Below are 20,680 nucleotides of genomic sequence, written 5' to 3' on the forward strand. Positions count from 1 at the left end.
TTACAAACTTTAACAATAACATGAAAACTAAATCTACCTTTTTATTAGCGATATTTTTTTTTGCTAATATAGCTTTATCACAGTCTTTTATTCAGTATTATGCAGATGTTTCCAATCAGGTTTCGCAAACCAATATTACTAATTATTTAACCGAATTTGAAAACTTAGGAGTTAAAAGAAGAGGAACACAACCCTTGGAAGATACTTATAATTGGTTAAGAAATAAATATTTAAGTTTTGGTTATACTACTGCCCAGTTTCAGGAAGATACGTTTACCAATGGAGGTTATACATGTAAAAATTTGATAGTTACTAAAGTAGGAACTTTATATCCTAATACTTTTGTAATTATTTGTGGTCATTACGATTCTATTGTTGGTACTGGGACAAACGATAACGGAAGTGGTGTGGCAGCGATACTTGAAGTTGCTCGCTTGTTACAAGATATTTCCACGGAATATTCGATAAAATTTATTAATTTTAGTGGAGAAGAAGATGGGTTAGTAGGTAGTCAGCATTATGTAAATTCTGTTGTAAACGGAACCAATCCTAAATTAGATATAAAATTAGTATTTAATTTAGATGAAGTAGGTGGTGTAGCAGGAATAACTAATAATACCATTACTTGTGAAAGAGATACTGGTACACCAACAACTAATAATGCTGCGTCTAATACTATTACAAATGAATTAATAACTTGCGTAGGATTGTATTCACCATTAAATACTTATTTATCATATGCTTATGCTTCAGATTATATGCCATTTGAAGATAATAATGAAATAATAACTGGTTTTTTCGAAACGAATGAAACATCGCACAAACATTCAGCTACAGATTTATTAATCAATATGGATCCAGTTTATAATTATAATGTAGCTAAAGCGGCTACAGGAGCCATGATGCATTTTGCTGTTGCAGCTACCACTTTAAACGAAAATACTTTTTTAAATACTACCTCAGTTCGTTTTTTTCCAAACCCAGTAAAAGAGAATTTATTTATAGATTTTGGTACACAACCTACTTATCATTATGAAATTAAAATTATAGATATTCATGGTAAAGTGGTATATACTGACGAGATTAGTAATCCGAAACAGCTTGAAAATATTAATATTAGCAGTTTAAATAAAGGAATTTATGTTGTACAATTATCTTTTGATGGAGAAAAAGTCAACAAGAAAATAATTATTAATTAAGTAATGGAATGTTGGAATAATTCCTGTAGTGATTTAATCCCAACATTCCATTAATAATAAATCCCCATTTTGATGCTCGATAACTACAATACCATCTTCTGTAGCATGATTGCTACTACCAGTTCTATAGCCAATGGTTAAAGTATCGTTTTGTAAGGGATAAAATAGATTTTTAGAATTAATTCCAGAAACTTCACCAATCGGGATTAATGACAGAGGTGTGTTTTTGGGGTACCATTTTTCAAACTTTTTTGGCAATAAAAAAATTTTAGAATGATCGTCTAAAATAACGATTTTTAATACATTTCTAAAACGAACAATATTAGTTACATTCGTAATGGTATGATCCGCTCTTTTTCCGGTTGCCCAAATTACATTTACAGCAGGAATACCTCGTTCGATTAAATAATCAAATGCTTTTTCTAAATCGGTTTTATCTTGATTGGGAGTATGTACTATTTCAATAGGGTATTGACTTTCTTTATAATAATCGGGATTAAATTCTCGATCGAAATCTCCTAATAATACATCTACTTTTATTCCTAATTCTAACACACGATCGATAGCTGAATCCAAAACAATTACTAATGGAGACCATTCTAACAACTGTCCTAATAATTCTTCACTACAAGATGCTCCATTTGCAATAATTAATGCTGGTTCCTGATCATCTCTAACAATGTGATGTGAAGACATAAAACGATTTTAAATTAGACTACGAATATATAAAATGTTCCGCTTTATTGAACAATGTAATTTTCGGTATCTACTTCACCAAGGCTAAAATAACCATATGGAAAATTATTAGGATTAGTTTGGTTTACAATATTACCTCTTAACGTTGCTGGTGCAGTAGTAAAAGGATTGGCTCCATCTGTTCCAGCAATATTCAATAATTTATCCATGTAATTAGAATACCTATTAGATATGCCTTGCAATGATAAAATAAGTTGATCATTTGGTTGTAAATCATCTATATACAAACCAAACATTTGATTTCCTTGAAAAAACTCATCGTCAACTACGCCATATTCGGGAAATACAATAGTACTATTTTTAAAACCAATGAGATAAAAATTATCTTCAGCTCCGTTATCTTGAAAAAAGAATTTAACTTCTATATTGTCATCTCCACCAAATCCACTCACCACAGATTGTTCGATAGATTCAATTTCTGGTGTTGCATATAATTCATCAGTTGCCATATAGGTTTGTCCTTTATAGATTACCGTTAATGTATATGTGTCGTTAATTACAGGATCAAAATTGGTACAAACATAGTCACTAGTACCTATATTTTCGATGAAATTGTAGGTGTTACCATTGTGTGTAATAAAAACAGTGGCACCAGATGCAATAGGGTTTTGATCTTCGTAAAAACCAGTTGTTTCTGTTAAACGAATGATTTGTTCATTTCCTGTAGTTCCTTTTTTCCATTGTATAGCGGCATCTATAACTAATCGAGGGGTAGCTGTATCTAAATCGATATTAACCACATCTTCGCAAGATTGCATGGCAAATAATGTTATAATTATGAATGCTATTTTGATGATTGTTTTTACCATTTCTTTTTAAAATTTAAAATTATACGTTACACTTGGAACTATTCCAAAAATAGATAATCGAACGGCTTCATTATTTCCTGAATCTGCATTTTGTCTAAAATTAATTGACGCAGCATTTTTTCTGCTATATAGATTATAAACACCAAAAACCCATTCGCCTTTTATTTTCTTTGAGGCATTGTTTCTTGGTTTTAAAGTAGCTGAAATGTCTAAACGATGATAAACAGGTAAATTGTTAGCATTTCTGGCACCATAACTAGGTACCGAAATACCTTGGTAAACATAATGTCCGTTTGGATAGGTTACTGGCTGTCCTGTTTGTAATGAAAAAATACCACCAAAACTCCATTTGTCATTTAACTCATACATACCAGTAATAGACAAATTATGTGTTTTGTCCCAACCTGTTTTGTACCAATTTCCATTATTTATACCAATTTCTTCTGCGGTTCTTCCTGCTGTTTTTTGTTCGGATCTTGAAAGAGTATATGAAATCCAACCGTTTAATTTACCTTCATTTTTACGAGCTAAAATTTCTAAACCATACGCCCTCGATTTTCCAGCTAAAACAACTTGTTCAATGGCATTATTTGCAATTAAATCGGCTCCATCTATATAATCTAAACGATTCCTTACATATTTATAAAAAGATTCAATTTCAAACGAATATTTTCCATTTTTGGTGTTTTTTTGGTACCCAATAGCGTATTGATCTAAAATTTGAGGTTTTAAAAAGTCATCACTTGGTGCCCAAACATCTAAAGGAGTTGGTGATTGTGTGTTGGAAATAAGATGCAAATATTGCGTCATTCTGTTGTAGCTTGCTTTTACCGATTGGTTTTCGTTAATAATATAAGCCATAGAAAGTCTGGGTTCCAAATTATTAAAACTAGCAATTACTTCATTAGTGCCATATTTTTTGGTGCCAATAGGAGTGGCTTTCTCATAAATATTTAAATCACTATCATATGCAACGGCTTCGTTATTTGCATAAATATTTATTTCTTGCGACCCTAAACGATAAAATAAACTGTAACGTAACCCATAATTTATTGAAAATTTACTAGATAGTTTTTGCTCGGCATCGATATAAAATGCTGGTTCAAACGCATATTTTTTATCTAATTGATCTGGATTTATAGAAGATTCTTCATTATTTGGTTCAATTTTTCCAGGATTAAAATCATAATAGACAGCATTTAATCCATAGGTTAATTTTGTTCTGTCGTTTAAATAATGTTTAAAATCATATTTTAAATTGTAATTTTTAATACCACTATCCCAATTGAAACCAACAAAATCTAAGGTTAAACCATAATAATAATCGCTATAAATTAAGGATAAATTTGAGAATAATTTTTCATTAAAAAGGTGATTCCAACGCAAATTTAAAACGGAATTTCCATAAGTATTCATAAAGCTTTCACTTAAGCTAAAAACATCTCTACCAAAATATCCAGACAAATATAAATTGTTATTATCGTTTAGTTTATAACTTAATTTGGTATTCAAATCATAAAAATAGGCAGAATTTTGATTGTCGGTTAGTTTTAAAAATAAATGGGCATACGAACTTCTACCAGCGACTAAAAACGAACCCTTATCTTTAACGATAGGACCTTCTGCCAAGATTCTACTAGAAATTAGCCCAATTCCACCATTCGCATGAAAACTATTACTATTACCATCTTTTTGATAAATATCTAAAACAGAAGCCACTCTGCCTCCAAATCTTGCGGGAACGCCACCTTTGTATAATTTTAGGTCCTTTATAGCGTCGGCATTAAATACAGAAAAGAAACCGAAAAGATGGGAAGAATTATAAATTGTAGCTTCATCTAATAGAATTAAATTTTGATCTGCTGCACCACCTCTCACATTAAAACCAGATTGTCCTTCACCTGCATTGGTTACTCCAGGTAATGTTAATATTGATTTGAGAATATCTGTTTCTCCTAGAACAACAGGTAATTTTTTAATCGTATTTACCGAAATTTTATTGACACTCATTTCTGGTTTTTCAATATTTGGTTTTTCAATATTTTCAGAAACTATAATTTCATCTAATTGATAATCAGATTCTTTTAAGCTGATGTTTTTTCTGGTATTTTCAGTTAAACTTATTTTTTCAATAATGTCTTGAAATCCAATGTAAGTATATCTAATTGTATAGTCTCCTTTGGGTAAAGTAATAGAATAAAAACCATATTCATTAGTAGTTGTTCCAGTTTTTAATTCTTCAATAATTACTGTTACACCAATTAAAGTTTCATTTGTATTTACATCTGAAATGGTTCCGCTAATAGAAAATTTTTCTTGTGAGAAACCTAAAATTGAAAATAATAATAGGGCTAACCCTATTATTTTGTTTTTGTAATGCATGTGTTTTAGTTAATTTTTAGATACTATTTTTTATGTTGTTATTTGCGTGTAAAAGTCGTATATGACATTGTTTTAAATGTTCCAATTTATAAATCTGAACTCATTTTTTTATATTCAGAAGGAGTTTTTCCTGTAATTTTTTTAAATGTGGTATTAAAAGTAGTTTTCGAATTAAATCCAACTTCAAAACCAATTCCAAGAAGACTAAGATGATCGCTTTTTTGAATCAGTTCTTTTGCTTCTTCAATTCGATATCTATTTACGAATTGATAAAAATTTTCATTAAATCCATTGTTTATAATATAAGATAGAATATGAGTAGAGGTGTCTAATTCTTGTGCTAATTTTTCCAAATTTAATTCGTTATCTAAGAACAGTTTCTTTTGATTCATGAGTTGGAGTAAATTGTGTTTATAATCTAATAATTCCTCATCATCGATAAGCTTTTTCTTTTTTTGATTGCTATCCTCATTTTGTTCAATTACTTCATGGATACTTTGTATGGAAAAAAAAGGATATATTTCTTTTTGTTTGGACCAATTGTAGGTAATAAAAAACATTCCTAATAAATATATAGTATCAACAATGGGAGAGACCACATTTTGTATCGGTTCAGAAATATTTAAAATAATTTCTAATGACCAACAAAAAATCATGATAACAATACTTAGGCATACATATTGCAGCCATTTTAAGTCAATTTTTTCAATATTAGAAGAAAAGAGAAAGGTGTTTTTTTTATGCTTTAAAAGTTTTAAATATGAAAAAATAGGGTAAAGTAGGAGTTGAGTTAATAGGAAACTAATTAGAACCAGTTCGATAACGTTGTTTATAAAGTTCCCTTTTTTAAAGGTTTCTTCAAAGCCATCTATAAAATAGAACGCAATAAAAAGAATTACTACTAATAAGGGTGTGATAAAGTGGAAATAATCATTAGTATTCCATTTTTTTTCAGGATTAGTAAAATATACAACACTAAAATAAAAAATAGGAGCTATAGAAAAACAGCAAAAGTTATCTATTAAGTTTAAAAAAAAATGATCTCTCAAGATATTAATTTCATACAAGAAATTATCAAATGCGATAAAAAAAATACAAGCAATAAAACCAGAAAACCACTTGTTTGCTTTTATATTAATTTTTTGTGTATTGGTAAAAACTAAAAAAAAGAGTAACAAAGAAGTGCCAGCAAAAAGAGCATATATAGCTTTAGTCATGTTTTAAACTTGGTTTGTAATCTACTTATGTTTGAGATAATAACTTCTGTTTCCTGTCACTTTTCAATAAATAATAAGAGAAAGAAACTTTAAATATGAAAACTAATTTCTTAGTTTTGTTATGGTATAATTCTTGTGTTACAAAATTGAAAATTTTTTTTTGTACTTTTAGTAAGAAATCTGTTAATGTATGGTTAATTATCATGTTAATTTCTTTTCTAAATTATACGTTTGCTGTAAAAGAACTTTGTTATGAAAAAAGTAGTGTTTTTATTTGTCTTATTTTCTGTTGGCTTGTATGCACAAGTGGACAAAAAAAAGCAAGTGTTTAATTTACAACTTAACAACCCTTTTGAATCTACAAATTCTTCATCCTCCTCACTACCTTCTTTAGAATATAAAAGTGTATTGGATAAAGATGATAATTACCTTAAAAAATATTCGGTTTTAAATAGGACAACTAATTCTAAAAGTATTTTAGAAAATAATAAAGATTTTAAAAATCCTGGAGAAGAATTAAAAGATAATTTAAACAAAAAACTACACGACAAACCTATTGATGAAAGTTTTAAAAGCAATCAATTTTTAGGTCAGTTTAGTACCAAATCAAAATATATAAAAATTGTTTGTCGAGATCATGAATATCCTGATGGAGATAGAGTGCGTATTCTAGTTAATGATGCTATTTTTATTCCTGAAATTTTATTAGAATCTACCTCAAAAGAATATTATTTAGATTTGTCTAAAGGGTTTAATAAAATTGAATTTTTAGCTTTAAATCAAGGAAGTTCTGGACCCAATACAGCCGCTTTTAGAGTCTATGATGATAAAGGTAATTTAATAACAAGCAATGAATGGAACTTAACTACTGGTGTTTTGGCTAAAATAGTTGTTGTTCAAGATGACTCTCCTACATTGGAAGAAGATAAAAAAGAATAGGGATACATCATAAAAATAAAAAAGCGACCAATTGGTCGCTTTTTTATTCGCTTATTTTAGCTTAATTCAATTTGGCTAAAATTGTATTTAAAGTAGCACTCGGACGCATTGCTTTATCAGTCGCTTCAAAATTTGGATGATAATAACCACCAATAGTTTGTGATTTTCCTTGTGCAGCAATTAATTCTTCATTAATTTTTGCTTCATTTGCGTTTAATTCATTTGCAATTGGAGAAAAAATTGCTTTTAATTCAGCATCTTTATTTTGGTTAGCCAAAGCATTTGCCCAATATAAAGCCAAATAGAAATGAGAACCTCTATTGTCGATACTTCCTATTTTTCTTGCTGGAGATTTATCATTTTCTAAGAATTTCTCAGTTGCCTGATCTAAAGTTTCAGATAAAACTAATGCTTTTGGATTATTAAATACATTACCTAAGTGTTCGTATGAAACACCTAATGCTAAAAATTCTCCTAATGAATCCCAACGTAAATAACCTTCTTCTATAAATTGTTCCACATGTTTTGGAGCTGAACCACCTGCACCAGTCTCAAATAAACCACCACCATTCATTAAAGGAACTATAGATAACATTTTAGCTGAAGTACCTACTTCTAAAATAGGGAATAAATCGGTTAAGTAATCACGTAAAACATTTCCTGTTACAGAGATAGTGTCTAAACCTTTTACAATTCTTTCTAATGAATATTTAGTTGCTTCAACTGGATTCATAATGTGAATTTCTAATCCAGTAGTATCATAGTCTTTTAAATAAGTGGTCACTTTTTTAATTAATTGACTATCGTGTGCTCTTTTGTCATCTAACCAAAATACTGCAGGAGAACCAGTAGCCTTTGCACGATTTACAGCTAATTTAACCCAGTCTTGGATTGGAGCGTCTTTTACTTGGCACATTCTAAATATATCTCCAGCTTCAACAGTTTGCTCCATTAAAATAGTTCCATTAGCGTCTTTCACAGCAACAGTTCCACTTTCTGTCATTTGGAAAGTTTTGTCATGAGAACCATACTCTTCTGCTTTTTGAGCCATTAATCCCACATTTGGAACACTTCCCATAGTTTTTGGATCCAAAGCTCCGTTTTCTTTACAAAATTCTATAGTTGCTTGGTAAACCCCAGCATAACAACGATCTGGAATAATCGCTTTTGTATCTTGAGATTTTCCTGCTGCATTCCACATTTGTCCCGAGTTACGAATCATGGCTGGCATAGAAGCATCGATAATCACATCTGAAGGAACGTGTAAATTTGTAATTCCTTTGTCTGAATTTACCATAGCTAAAGCAGGTCCATTTTCCATTGCAGCTTGTAAAGCCGCTTCAATTTCTGCTTTTTGATGGTGTTTTTGAATTTTAGCATAAACATCTCCTAAGCCATTGCGTGTATCAACTCCTAATTCTTCAAAAACAGTAGCATATTTCTCGAAAATATCAGCAAAATATACTTCCACAAACGCCCCAAACAATAATGGGTCAGATACTTTCATCATGGTCGCTTTTAAGTGTACAGAAAACAAGACACCTTTAGCTTTTGCATCTACCACTTGTTCAGCGATGAAAGATTTTAATTGGTTCATATTCATTACTGATGAATCGATAATTTCACCAGCTAATAAAGGAGAACTTGTTTTTAATACTTTAGTAGTTCCAGCAGTATTGGTAAATTCTATGGTAAAACTTCCTGCTTCTGCCACTGTTACTGATTTTTCTGTACCATAAAAATCACCAGAATTCATATGAGAAACATGTGATTTAGAATCTTTAGACCAAGCACCCATACTGTGCGGATGTGCTTTGGCATAATTTTTAACCGCTTTTGGTGCTCTACGATCTGAATTCCCTTCACGAAGTACAGGGTTTACAGCAGAACCTAATACTTTTGCATATTTTGCTTTTATTGCTTTTTCTTCATCATTTTGAGGCTCTTCAGGATAATTGGGAATAGCATATCCTTGAGATTGTAATTCGGTAATGGCTTCTTTTAATTGGGGTACTGAAGCAGATATGTTTGGTAATTTAATAATATTTGCTTCTGGAGTTGTTGCTAATTGTCCTAATTCAGTTAATGCATCGGCTATTTTTTGATCTTCTTTTAAATATTCAGGGAAATTAGCTAAAATTCTTCCTGCTAATGAAATATCTCTAGTTTCTAATGTAATATTTGCAGGTTTTGAAAAAGCTTGAACTATAGGTAAAAAGGAGTGAGTAGCCAACATAGGAGCTTCATCAGTAATCGTATAAATGATTCTTGGTTGGTTTGACATGAATTATGTTTTTTATTTTAATTAATTTTTAGTGAGGCAAATATAACAAATTCAGACCTTTTTTTTGTCCTTTTAAAACGAAAACGTTTGATTTTAAGTATTGTTAATTTTTAAAATATATTTTATCATATTCATAATTTAATAGGGATATAAAAATGGTTTTCTTTGTTTTTTGTTGATATTTTATTATTTTGAAAATGAATTTCTTCTTTTGAAAATATCCATTGTATAAAATATCGTTAATTAATTCTTTATCATAGTATTATTCTTGTATTTTTGTATCGCTATTAACCCTTTTTTATTATCATGAAAAAAATAATGCTATTAACCATTGCATCAAGTTTTTCATTGTTTGTACATGCTCAAGTAGGAATTGGTACCACATCTCCTTCCTCTTCTGCTGCTTTAGAAATAAAGAGTACAAATTCTGGATTGCTTATACCTAGAATTACATTACAATCTACCACAGATGTAACTACTATTGCAAGCCCTGCTACAAGTTTATTAGTTTACAACACAGCAACCACTTCTGATGTAACTCCCGGATTCTATTATTGGGATGGAAGTTGGAAAAGATTAGACAAATCAACCACTTCAGCTGGAGTATCGACCGATGCTTGGAATTTATCTGGAAATACACTCGCTACTGGTAACGAATATTTAGGAACAAATAATTATAATTCGTTAACATTTAAAGTAAATAATAATGCCTTTGGAAGATTTCATCCTAATGGAGGAATCGCTATAGGTCGAGGTGCTACCTCTCATAATGATAATTCGGTTGCTATTGGTACGAATGCGACAGCAACTAATTCTAATGAAGCTGTAGCGATTGGAAATGGAGCAAATGGAAGCGGTTATCTATCATTTGCTTTAGGAATTAATGCCTCTGCGAGTAATAATGAAACGGTTGCTTTAGGTCGTACAGCAGCAGCTTCTGGATATCGTTCTGTTTCAATTGGTGTAGGAGCTTCCTCATCCAATAATAACGCATTAGCTCTTGGTAATGCTTCGGTTGCTTCTGGAGAACAAGCTACTGCTCTTGGAACACAAGCAAATTCAAGTGGTCAAAATGCTACAGCTATTGGATACCAAGCTACGGCTAGCCAAGCTAATTCTATTATATTAGGTAGTTCCAGTAATTCTAATAATAAAATTGGTATTGGTACTAATACGCCTGATGAAAGATTACATATTGTAGGTGCCATTAAAATTGTTGATGGGAACCAAGGTAATGGTAAAGTTTTAGTGTCTGATGCCAATGGAAAAGCAGCTTGGACAGACTTGAATACTAAAAAATATTATGGAGAAATTTATAGTAATTCGAATGCCACATTAAATTCTGGTGCTATTACAATGAGCACCAATGGAGTTAATAACGGAGTTTCGTTAAATTCAAACAATATCCAGGTACAAAATACAGGATTGTATCGTATTTCTTATACTGTTTCTCTTAGAAAAAATTCAGGTAGTAATATTAATCCTGAGTTTTATTTAGGGATTTACGGATCTGAAGTGGCTGGAACAAGAACCTATACTTCTGTTTCAAATGGAGAAACGAGAACGGTTTCTATGGTGAAATTAGTCAACTTAAATGCCTATCAAGCAGTAGGTGTTTATTCAAATTTATCTGATTCGAATACTAGTTTATTAGCAAACGGTTGTAACTTAATTGTTGAATTTATCAAGTAGATTCTTTTTTTAATTGTAATTTTGGCTTTTTTAAGTTATGATTTACAATTGAGAACACACATTACAAAACATATTTCAAATCCCAAAAAACTAAAAGAGCAACTTTTACATTGGTCAAACCAATTTAAAGAAGTTGCTTTTTTAGATTCTAATGAATACAAGCAACAATACACTTCATACGATTGTATAGTAGCTGTTGATGCTTTTACTTCAATTATTACTGATTATCAAAATGCTTTCGAAGATTTGTACCAATATCAGTCGCATAGTAAAGATTGGTTATTTGGATATCTTTCTTATGATTTGAAAAATGATGCCGAAGCGTTACAGTCCAAGAATTATGATGGTTTACAATTTGCCGATTTATTCTTTTTTCAACCTAAAAAAATGTTCCTTCTTAAAGGACAAGAATTAGTAATTCAGTATTTAAATTTATGTGATGATGAAGTGGATGAAGATTTTGAAATTATTACAGCTATAGAAGTTTCAAGTTCTTCCGTTGAGTGCCAATTACCAAGTATTCAGCAACGTGTTTCTAAAGAAAAATATCTTCAAAAAGTTGAAAAAATGTTAGAATATATTTATTTAGGATCTATTTATGAAGCTAATTTTTGTATGGAATTTTTTGCAGAAAATGCCAACATTAATCCCATATCAACATACGAAAAACTAGATGCAATTTCCGAACCACCTTTTGCTACTTTTTTTAAGAATAACGAGCAATATTTACTTTCGGCTTCCCCAGAACGATATTTGAAAAAAGTAGGTGAAAAAGTAATTTCGCAACCGATAAAAGGAACAGCAAGAAGAAGTTTCGATTTAGAACAAGATGCAATATTAAAAACTGAATTAGAAAGTAATGATAAAGAGCGATCCGAAAATATTATGATTGTAGATTTGGTACGCAACGATTTATCACATACAGCGACAAAAGGCTCAGTTGTGGTGGAAGAATTATGTAAAGTGTACACTTTTAAGCAAGTGCACCAAATGATTTCTACGATTACCGCTACAGTAGATCATGCTATTTCACCTGTAGAAATTTTAAAAACAACATTTCCTATGGGAAGTATGACAGGCGCACCTAAAATTGCTGCTATGAAAATTATAGAAGAGTTAGAGGTAACTAAAAGAGGTTTATATAGTGGAGCAGTGGGGTATTTTACACCTACAGGAGATTTTGATTTTAATGTAGTTATTCGAAGCATACTGTATAATGCCAAAAAACAATATCTTTCATTTTCTGTGGGTAGTGCAATTACTGCTCAATCTATTCCAGAAAAAGAATATGAAGAATGTTTGTTAAAGGCAAGAGCAATGTTTGAAGTCTTGCAAAGCAATTAATTTCTTATTTTTGGCTATGCTACAAAAAATCCAACAACATTTAGAAAGAAATTTTTCTTTTATAAAAGGGAAAAGATTGCTTTTGGCTGTGAGTGGAGGCATTGACAGTATGGTATTATTATCTATTTGTAAAAAACTGCAATTAGATGTTGGTGTAGCACATTGTAATTTTCAATTAAGAGGCAGTGAAAGTGAAACAGATGCTCGTTTTGTTGAAGAAAAAGCAAATGTTTTACAAATTCCTTTTTTTTTACAAGTATTTTCCACAGAAAGCTATGCTGGTGAGCAAAAACTTTCTATTCAATTAGCGGCAAGAAAATTACGATACGATTGGTTCAATACATTGTTGATTCAAGAACACTATGACTTTATAGTTACCGCTCATCATTTAGATGACCAAATAGAAACTTTTTTAATTAATTTATCTAGAGGAACTGGTTTAGAAGGATTAGTGGGCATTCCTGCTCAAAATGGAAACATTATACGTCCTTTATTAGAAATTTCAAGAGCTGAAATTGAAGTTTATGCTAAAGAAAACCATATTACTTGGAGAGAAGACGCTAGTAATGCTTCAGATAAATATGTGAGAAATAGAATAAGACACCACGTTGTTCCTGTTTTAAAAGAAATAAATCCTAGTTTTTTAACTAGTTTCCAAAATACAATAGCGCATTTACAGCAAGCCTCTCATTTGGTTATAGAATCAAGTGAAATGGTCTTTGAAAAAGTAGTCATAATTGAAGAGGACACCCTTAAAATTAATTGTAAAAAAATATTACAATATAAAAATTATAAGACATATTTGTACCAATGGTTGAAAGACTATGGTTTTACCGCTTGGGAGGATATTTACAGTCTTGTTGAAGCGCAATCTGGGAAATATATTTTTTCACCCAATCATTTGCTTCTAAAAGACCGAGATTATCTGCTACTTTCTCCTAAAAAAAATAGGGAAGAGAAAGAAGTGTATTACATTGAAAAAGAGGTAAAAAATCTTAAATTTCCCTTAAATGTTACCCTTTGTCAGACAGATAACATTTTAGAACCAACTAACAATAGTATCTTTGTAGACCAAAATAAGTTATCATTTCCGTTAGAAATACGAAAAAAGAGAGAAGGCGATTATTTTTATCCTTTTGGTATGAATGGTAAAAAAAAGCTGAGTAAGTATTTTAAGGACGAAAAATATTCGTTGTTAGATAAAGAAAAACAATGGCTATTAACCTCAAATAATGAGATTGTTTGGGTCATAGGAAGGCGAGTAGATAAACGATTTTTGGCCGATTTAAAAACACAAAAAATAGTAAAAATAGAATTAAAATAATGAAAAAATTACTTGTTGCTTTCGCATTTTTATTTTCATTTTTAGGACAGTCCCAAATTGTCGATGTAGTAAAATGGAAAACCAAACTAAATCAAAAATCCAATACCGAGTTTGAACTCGTTATGGATGCTCAAATAGAATTTGGTTGGCATTTATATGCTATAAATACTCCTGATGATGGGCCACAACCTTTAGTATTTACATTTAAGAATGCCGGGAAAGACTATGAACTAGTAGGTAAAACAAAGCAAGGAGCCTATCAAAAAGAATATAACGATATTTTTGAAGTAGACGAATACTATTTTAGCAATACTGCACAATTTAAACAAATAATAAAGGTTTTAAATCCAGCTTTAAAAGAAATTAAAGTTACTTTAGAAGGACAAACATGTATCGATGGAAAATGTGTGCAAGAAGATGATGTTTTAATCTTTACGTTACCAACCATAAAAACAGAGGAGAAGCTTGCTGAAAAAGTGGTTAATGAAGTTACGAAAATAAACTCTAATGATGATCAGAAAACGGATAAGAAAGTAGACCAAGTAGTAATCATCAAGGACGAAGGGAAGATAGAAGTTGTAGATTTAGAAAAAGATACGTTAAAACAACAAGTAGAAATTGTAAATACTGAAAAAGAAAAAGTAGTTGAGACAGTATCAGAAAAAAGCGAAGAAGAAATAAATATTTGGATACTATTTTTAAGTACACTTTTAGCTGGAATTCTGGTTACTTTTACACCTTGTGTATTCCCGATGATTCCCATGACGGTTAGTTTTTTTCTTAAGCAAAGTGCAAAAGGTGATACTAAAAAAGGAAGATTTAATGCCTTAATGTATGGCTTTTTTATTGTTTTAATTTATGTTTTAATCTCCTTACCATTTCATATTTTTCAAGGAATAAGCGGAGACGTTTTTTATGAGATTTCTACCAATCCTTATATGAATGTCTTTTTCTTTATTGTTTTTGTCATTTTTGCTATTTCATTCTTGGGCGCTTTTGAAATTACGATTCCATCTAGTTTAGCCAATAAAGTAGACAACGCTTCTAACAAAGGAGGGTTAGTTGGTATCTTTTTTATGGCATTAACTTTAATTATAGTTTCTTTTTCCTGTACAGGTCCTGCTTTAGGATTAGTTATTGGTGGTGCTTTATCTACAGATGGCGGTGCCACATTGTTAACTATTGCAATGTTAGGTTTTGGTTTAGGATTAGCTTTGCCTTTTATGATATTTGCTCTTTTTCCAAGTATGATGGGCGGTTTACCTAAATCTGGAGGATGGTTAAATACTGTAAAAGTGGTTTTTGGTTTTATCGAACTAGCTTTAGCATTTAAGTTCTTATCTATGGCAGATTTAGTTATGGATTGGCACCTATTAGAAAGAGAAGTTTTTATTGTTATTTGGATTGCCATTTTCTTAGGCTTGGCGTTCTATCTTTTTGGAAAAATAACCTTGCCACATGATAGCCCTTTGTCGCATATTTCAGTTGGAAGAATGTTATTAGGATTATTATCACTTTCTTTTGCCTTGTATTTAATTCCTGGGTTATGGGGCGCTCCTTTAAATATAATTAGTGGTTTTCCTCCACCAATGAGTTATAGTGAAAGTCCAAATGGAGTAGGTTTTAAAAATGAAGTTATTATTGCCAATGTAAAAGAAGAAGAGAAATTACCTGACGACGCTCATTATGGTCCACATAAAATAATTGCTTTTCATGATTATGATAAAGGATTAGCGTATGCGAAAAAGGTAGGGAAACCTATATTAATAGATTTTACAGGTAAAACCTGTGTAAATTGTAGAAGAATGGAAGAATTGGTGTGGGCAAAACCGGAGATTCTTTCGACATTAAAGAATGATATTGTTTTGGTTTCTTTATATGTTGATGATAGAACCGAATTGCCAGAGGATAAAAAATATGTTACTTCAAATGGAAAAGAAATAAATACATTTGGACAAAAATGGAGCGATTTAGGAATTACAAAATACAAAGCAAATATACAACCCTATTATATTCTTATGGGGCACGATGAAGCTAATTTAAATACTCCAGTAGGTTATACACCAGATGTAGAAGAATACAAAGCTTGGTTACAAGAAGGAATTGCCAACTTTAAAAAGAAATAATTCCATTAGATAATTATATATTTTAATTAAAAGTCCTAAGTTTTATTTAGGACTTTTTTGTTTTTTTATTCCACAATTTTTTCAATATAATCTGAATTCAGAAGGTATAAAGCGCCCATATACTGTAGTTTAAAGGCAACCACATCACCCACTTTGTAATTTTTTGTACTTGTACTAATGTCTATTACTGTCATATCTGAACTAGAATCTATGATAGCAATAGTTTCATCAATTGGAGTTAAATATTGAGGTTGCATGTCGAGCAAACCTACATCTAAAATAGCTCGTAAGGAAGTTTCGCTCAAATCCACATTTTCGTCTATTTCATAGGTGTTTCCAGCCACATTTTCGCCCAATTCCCCGATAGGATTATTCGATTTTTCAGTAATTTCAATGATTTCAGCATAAAGCATAAATACATCATTGTGTAATCCTACAATGGTTTCATTGGTAAACAAATCTTTTCCAAAAAAAAGGGCTTCACCAATTCTAAAATGATTTACAGCCATAGGTCGCGCATTTTTCAACATCAATGGAACAGCTACAGAAGTACCTCCTGACACCCAAGGAATCGTAACATTAAACTTCGCTTCAATTAATTGTTTGTATAAACTGAGCTGGATTAATTTATCTTGAGTAGGCATCACACCGCTCAAACAATTTAAATTAGTACCAATTCCTCTAATTTCGATGTTAGGCAAACTAAACACTTGTTCGTAGAAACTAAGCAATTCTTCTCCTAATACACCTTCTCTTAAATCACCCATTTCAATCATAATGATGATACCGTGCGTTTTATTTTGTTTTTCAGCTTCCTTGGAAATCATTTGAATAGTATATATTTCTGTATTGAAACTTACATCTGCAAATTTTACTATGCTTTCAATATTTCGTTTAGAAGGAGGTTTAATGTATACGGTTTGTATTTTTGGGTTTAACTTTTTAATTTTTTTTAAATTACTAATTCTCGAATCGTGCATTTCTGTCACGCCTAAAGCAATAATTTCTTTTAAATAAATGGTGTTACCACAAAGCAATTTGGTAACTACGCCCCATTCGATTTTTCGTTCTTTAAATAAAGTGTCTAAAAAGGTATAGTTTTCCTGTAGTTTTTGTTTATATAATTTTAAAAATGCCATTTTATATTATTTTTCGTGGAATTGTTTTTGCTATTCGAGTTAGTAATTCATAGTTTAATTGATTGCTGTAATCGCTAAATGAGGCTATAGTAATTACCGATTCTTTTTGGTAACCAATTAAAACTACTTCGTCTCCTTTTTTTACATGGTCAATTTCAGTTACATCTACAGTAAGCATATTCATATTAACGGTTCCAATAACACGACATCTTTGCCCGTTTACTAATACTTGTCCATGATTGCTTAATGATCGGCTGTAACCATGTGCATAACCCAAAGGAATAGTGGCAATTTTCATAGCATCTGTAGCCATAAAACTAGTACCATAACCTACAAAATCGCCTGCTTTTATTCTTTTAATGCTCATGATTTCTGTTTTCCAACTAATCACACGGCATAATGGATCTTTTTTTACTTTTTTTGTGTTGAGGTAAGTTACAAAAACTTCAGGACTAGGCCATAACCCATATTGCAGAATTCCTATGCGAACTAGGTCCATGCGTGTTTCTGGAAACATCATAGCGGCTGCGGAACAAGCAGAATGTTTTATTTCTGGGGTTATTCCATAGGATTTTATAATCGTTTCAGCTTGATTAAATTTTTCTATTTGAGTAGCAATTCTATAATAATTAGAAATACTTTCTGCACCTGCATAATGCGTGCACAATCCTTTAAATTTGATGTTTTTTTGTTCTTTTACTAGAAATTGGGCCACACGAGCAATATTTTTCATTTCAAAGCCAGTACGATGCATTCCAGTTTCTACTTCAATGTGAAGAATTGCCTTTTGTTGCAGTCTTTTGGCCACTTTTGCTGCTCTGGCTAATCGATAACGCTCAAATACAAAAAACTCAATTTGATTTTGAATCACCCATTCGATATCATCATCAGCTACAAATCCCATGATGAGAATCGTTACCTTATTTTGAAGGGTATCAAATACTATTTTTGCTTCTTCCACATCAAAAACGGAGAAATGTTGGATACCATTATCAAACGCCATTTGTACAAATTCTGCTAAACCATGACCATAAGCATTTCCTTTTACCACGGAAGATAGCATTACTTTTTTACCGAAAACTTTTTGCAAAAAATCGATATTCCTTTTATGTGCTTCTTGATTAATTTCTATAACCGAATTTTTATGCATCGAGAATTTCTTTACTTATTTGATGAAACAATTGTATGCCAGTAGTTATAATATCATCTGGAAAATCGTAATCAGGATTGTGTAAAGCGGGTATTTCTTCACCAGCACCTAATCCAAGCATGGCGCCTTTAATTTTTTGGGTAAACCAGCCAAAATCTTCTCCAAAGGTAAATGGTAACTCTTTTTCTAATAGATTGTAACCTAATGTTGCAGTAGCTTTTTTAATATAATGAACCGCTTTTGGATCATTTTCATTGGCTTGAAAACTTTGAGTCCAATGTATTTCAGTTGTTAATCCAAAAGAAGAAGCGATTGTATTGGCCTCTTTTTCTAAAGCTACAGCTATGTTTTTCATATTCAAATTACTGTTACTTCTTACCGTAAAATGTACTTCACCATAACCAGCAGAAACTCCATAGGCTTTTTCGCCCATAGTAATATGAATAGGTGTAATAAGACAGTATGCATTTGAGCGAACATCAGTATTTATTTTTGAATTGAAAGTAGTTACAATTTGAGCAATGGCTAGTGCTGGATTTATGCCTTTTTCAGGTTCTCCAGCATGAGCCGTTTTCCCATTTAGTTGGATAATCATACTATGAACGGCACAAGTAAAAGTACCTTCTTTAATTACAATTTGATGTTTTGGATATCCGGGTAAGTTGTGTAGCGCAAATGCAAAATCGGGCTGTATGTTTTTAAATTTAGGATCGTCTAATACATTTTTAGCACCATTTCCTTCTTCTTCAGAAGGTTGAAACAACAATAAAACAGTTCCTTTTTCAAGAGGCTGTACCGCTAATTTTTTAGCTAAACCACATACAATTGCCATGTGCCCATCATGACCACATTTGTGCGAAACTCCAGAATAGATGGATTGATGTTCGAATGTATTGATTTCAGTAATGGGTAAAGCGTCTAATTCACAACGAAACAATACCGTTTTGCCTTCTGTTTTACCTTGGTAAACGGCTAGAATACCTTCACCACCTAAATGAGTAATTACTTCATTAGGTTTGTATTCTGACAAAAAAGTAAGTATACGTTGTGCAGTTTTGGTTTCCTTTCCCGAAACTTCCGGATTACGATGTAATTCTTTTCTTAATTGAATTAGTTCTTCCAAAACTTAGGATTTAGTTAAACGCATTTCTAGGTATTTATTGGTAAAACCTAATTTTTCATATAAAATTTTCGCGGGATTATCGGGTTCCACATGCAAAGCAATATCGCCTTGAGCCGTTTCAATCGCTTTTTGCATTAGTTTTTTGCCATAGCCTTTACCGCGTTGACTGTTATCGACAGCGATGTATACCAAAATATTTTCAGGAATAAAACCACCCATTCCCGTATTGTTTAGGATAACGACACCTACTATTTTTTCTTCGTCCAAACCTACGATTATAGTACCTCCTTTGTCAGGATTCATGGCATAATGAATGCATTTTAAAATGTCTTCTATTTTATCGCCATATTGTTCCAAATGTGTAAATAAAAACTGAGCAATAGTTTGATGATTGTATTTTGTATGTTCTCCAGTTTCAGGAGTAATTATTTTAAATTCCATAGTTTCTTTTTTATATTGATACTGATTTTTTATGATAATAGTTAGATAAGAGTAGAAAAGTGACTAACGAAATACTAATACCAAAAATATTAGCATCTAATTCTTTAGGTAAAGTATAATCAAACGGAAGTTTATTTTTAGATAAAATTAATCCGATAGTCGTTGAACCCCCTAATAACATACTCCAGAAAGCGGCTGTAGGATTGCTTTTTTTCCAGAATAAAGCTCCTAAAACTGGAACAAACAACCCTGAAACCATAAAAGCGTAGGAGTAGAGCATTAATTCTAATACGTTTTGCATTTGCGAAGCCAATAGTATAGCAAATACACCTACTGATAAGGTTACCAACTGTGAAACTTGAAGCATTTTTTTCTCTGTAAACTCTTTTTTGGTAAACTTTTCAATGATATCCGTTACAATATTTCCAGAAGCTGCCATCAAACAACTATCGGCAGTAGATAAAATAGCGGAAAAGTAAGAAGAAAGCATTAATCCCATTAAACCTACAGGAAGAATTGTACTTAATAAAATGGGTAATCCCATTTCGCTATCCATGGTGGTTGCATTGGCAATACCATCAAACATACCTTGCGAAGCGGCTACTTTGGCTAACATACCTAAAATAACTCCCATAAATGCCATAATAGGCCATTCAAATAGACCAGCAATAAACCATGCTTTTTTCGCTTCCTTTTCATCTTTACAAGCATAAATGCGTTGGTACAAAGTCATCCCAATAAACCAAATAGGAATA

General features: G+C 31.3%; 16 protein-coding genes. 6 read left to right on the plus strand and 10 right to left on the minus strand.

Annotated elements, in window-relative coordinates; genetic code table 11:
- The first annotated feature begins 20 nt into the window (after positions 1 to 20).
- The gene (locus tag CX675_RS10180) at positions 21 to 1,199 is read left to right on the plus strand and encodes a M20/M25/M40 family metallo-hydrolase (protein WP_130735130.1); all 1,179 of its coding nucleotides are present in this window, start codon (positions 21 to 23) and stop codon (positions 1,197 to 1,199) included.
- Positions 1,200 to 1,232: 33 nt separating this feature from the next.
- Here CX675_RS10180 and CX675_RS10185 read toward each other — a convergent pair whose 3' ends face one another.
- From CX675_RS10185 to CX675_RS10200, 4 genes are all read right to left on the minus strand, one after another.
- Complete coding sequence (locus CX675_RS10185; RefSeq protein WP_130735131.1) at positions 1,233 to 1,895, minus strand: thiamine diphosphokinase; 663 nt, start codon at positions 1,893 to 1,895, stop codon at positions 1,233 to 1,235.
- A 44-nt stretch (positions 1,896 to 1,939) separates the two neighbouring features.
- On the minus strand, positions 1,940 to 2,764 hold the full coding sequence (locus CX675_RS10190) for a DUF4249 domain-containing protein (RefSeq protein WP_130735132.1): 825 nt from the start codon (positions 2,762 to 2,764) through the stop codon (positions 1,940 to 1,942).
- Positions 2,765 to 2,770: 6 nt separating this feature from the next.
- Positions 2,771 to 5,146, minus strand: a complete 2,376-nt coding sequence (locus CX675_RS10195; protein ID WP_130735133.1) for a TonB-dependent receptor — start codon at positions 5,144 to 5,146, stop codon at positions 2,771 to 2,773.
- Between the two features lie 86 nt (positions 5,147 to 5,232).
- Complete coding sequence (locus CX675_RS10200; RefSeq protein WP_130735134.1) at positions 5,233 to 6,363, minus strand: AraC family transcriptional regulator; 1,131 nt, start codon at positions 6,361 to 6,363, stop codon at positions 5,233 to 5,235.
- Between the two features lie 252 nt (positions 6,364 to 6,615).
- Here CX675_RS10200 and CX675_RS10205 point away from each other — a divergent pair, with 252 nt between their 5' ends.
- Entirely contained in the window at positions 6,616 to 7,302 is a 687-nt protein-coding gene (locus CX675_RS10205; RefSeq protein WP_130735135.1) for a hypothetical protein, read from the plus strand.
- 61 nt (positions 7,303 to 7,363) lie between these two features.
- Here CX675_RS10205 and CX675_RS10210 read toward each other — a convergent pair whose 3' ends face one another.
- Positions 7,364 to 9,586 (minus strand): NADP-dependent isocitrate dehydrogenase, encoded by a 2,223-nt coding sequence (locus tag CX675_RS10210; protein ID WP_130735136.1) that lies wholly within the window; start codon positions 9,584 to 9,586, stop codon positions 7,364 to 7,366.
- Positions 9,587 to 9,892: 306 nt separating this feature from the next.
- Between CX675_RS10210 and CX675_RS10215 the strand changes: the two genes are divergently transcribed.
- Genes CX675_RS10215 through CX675_RS10230 form a run of 4 tightly spaced genes read left to right on the plus strand, consistent with a single transcriptional unit; the run spans position 9,893 to position 16,072 of the window.
- On the plus strand, positions 9,893 to 11,278 hold the full coding sequence (locus CX675_RS10215; protein ID WP_130735137.1) for a hypothetical protein: 1,386 nt from the start codon (positions 9,893 to 9,895) through the stop codon (positions 11,276 to 11,278).
- A 48-nt stretch (positions 11,279 to 11,326) separates the two neighbouring features.
- Entirely contained in the window at positions 11,327 to 12,622 is a 1,296-nt protein-coding gene (locus CX675_RS10220) for an anthranilate synthase component I family protein (RefSeq protein WP_130735138.1), read from the plus strand.
- Between the two features lie 16 nt (positions 12,623 to 12,638).
- Positions 12,639 to 13,946, plus strand: a complete 1,308-nt coding sequence (tilS, locus tag CX675_RS10225) for a tRNA lysidine(34) synthetase TilS (protein ID WP_130735139.1) — start codon at positions 12,639 to 12,641, stop codon at positions 13,944 to 13,946.
- On the plus strand, positions 13,946 to 16,072 hold the full coding sequence (locus CX675_RS10230) for a protein-disulfide reductase DsbD (RefSeq protein ID WP_130735140.1): 2,127 nt from the start codon (positions 13,946 to 13,948) through the stop codon (positions 16,070 to 16,072). The genes tilS and CX675_RS10230 overlap by 1 nt, the downstream gene beginning before the upstream one ends.
- Positions 16,073 to 16,137: 65 nt before the next feature.
- Here CX675_RS10230 and CX675_RS10235 read toward each other — a convergent pair whose 3' ends face one another.
- The 5 genes from CX675_RS10235 to CX675_RS20135 all read right to left on the minus strand — a co-directional run.
- A complete protein-coding gene (locus CX675_RS10235; RefSeq protein WP_130735141.1) occupies positions 16,138 to 17,211 on the minus strand; it encodes an alanine/ornithine racemase family PLP-dependent enzyme in 1,074 nt (357 codons plus the stop codon).
- Position 17,212: 1 nt separating this feature from the next.
- Positions 17,213 to 18,361 (minus strand): alanine racemase, encoded by a 1,149-nt coding sequence (gene alr / locus CX675_RS10240; protein WP_130735142.1) that lies wholly within the window; start codon positions 18,359 to 18,361, stop codon positions 17,213 to 17,215.
- Positions 18,354 to 19,484: an amidohydrolase gene (locus CX675_RS10245; RefSeq protein WP_130735143.1), complete on the minus strand. Its 1,131-nt coding sequence runs from the start codon at positions 19,482 to 19,484 to the stop codon at positions 18,354 to 18,356. Before CX675_RS10245 ends, alr begins: the two co-directional genes overlap by 8 nt.
- Before the next feature lie 3 nt (positions 19,485 to 19,487).
- Positions 19,488 to 19,925, minus strand: a complete 438-nt coding sequence (locus CX675_RS10250; protein WP_130735144.1) for a GNAT family N-acetyltransferase — start codon at positions 19,923 to 19,925, stop codon at positions 19,488 to 19,490.
- Positions 19,926 to 19,935: 10 nt separating this feature from the next.
- On the minus strand, positions 19,936 to 20,680 hold a 745-nt coding region (locus tag CX675_RS20135), incomplete at its 5' end, for a sodium:solute symporter (RefSeq protein WP_370277686.1).

This window comes from Flavobacterium sp. J27 (assembly GCF_004303025.1).
Lineage (GTDB): Bacteria > Bacteroidota > Bacteroidia > Flavobacteriales > Flavobacteriaceae > Flavobacterium.

Coding starts and splice junctions, on each gene's coding strand:
- alr (WP_130735142.1), bottom strand. CDS start 18,361: ATGCATAAAAATTCGGTTATAGAAATTAATCAAGAAGCACATAAAAGG.
- tilS (WP_130735139.1), top strand. CDS start 12,639: ATGCTACAAAAAATCCAACAACATTTAGAAAGAAATTTTTCTTTTATA.
- CX675_RS10190 (WP_130735132.1), bottom strand. CDS start 2,764: ATGGTAAAAACAATCATCAAAATAGCATTCATAATTATAACATTATTT.
- CX675_RS10185 (WP_130735131.1), bottom strand. CDS start 1,895: ATGTCTTCACATCACATTGTTAGAGATGATCAGGAACCAGCATTAATT.
- CX675_RS10205 (WP_130735135.1), top strand. CDS start 6,616: ATGAAAAAAGTAGTGTTTTTATTTGTCTTATTTTCTGTTGGCTTGTAT.
- CX675_RS10200 (WP_130735134.1), bottom strand. CDS start 6,363: ATGACTAAAGCTATATATGCTCTTTTTGCTGGCACTTCTTTGTTACTC.
- CX675_RS10210 (WP_130735136.1), bottom strand. CDS start 9,586: ATGTCAAACCAACCAAGAATCATTTATACGATTACTGATGAAGCTCCT.
- CX675_RS10250 (WP_130735144.1), bottom strand. CDS start 19,925: ATGGAATTTAAAATAATTACTCCTGAAACTGGAGAACATACAAAATAC.
- CX675_RS10230 (WP_130735140.1), top strand. CDS start 13,946: ATGAAAAAATTACTTGTTGCTTTCGCATTTTTATTTTCATTTTTAGGA.
- CX675_RS10180 (WP_130735130.1), top strand. CDS start 21: ATGAAAACTAAATCTACCTTTTTATTAGCGATATTTTTTTTTGCTAAT.
- CX675_RS10215 (WP_130735137.1), top strand. CDS start 9,893: ATGAAAAAAATAATGCTATTAACCATTGCATCAAGTTTTTCATTGTTT.
- CX675_RS10195 (WP_130735133.1), bottom strand. CDS start 5,146: ATGCATTACAAAAACAAAATAATAGGGTTAGCCCTATTATTATTTTCA.
- CX675_RS10235 (WP_130735141.1), bottom strand. CDS start 17,211: ATGGCATTTTTAAAATTATATAAACAAAAACTACAGGAAAACTATACC.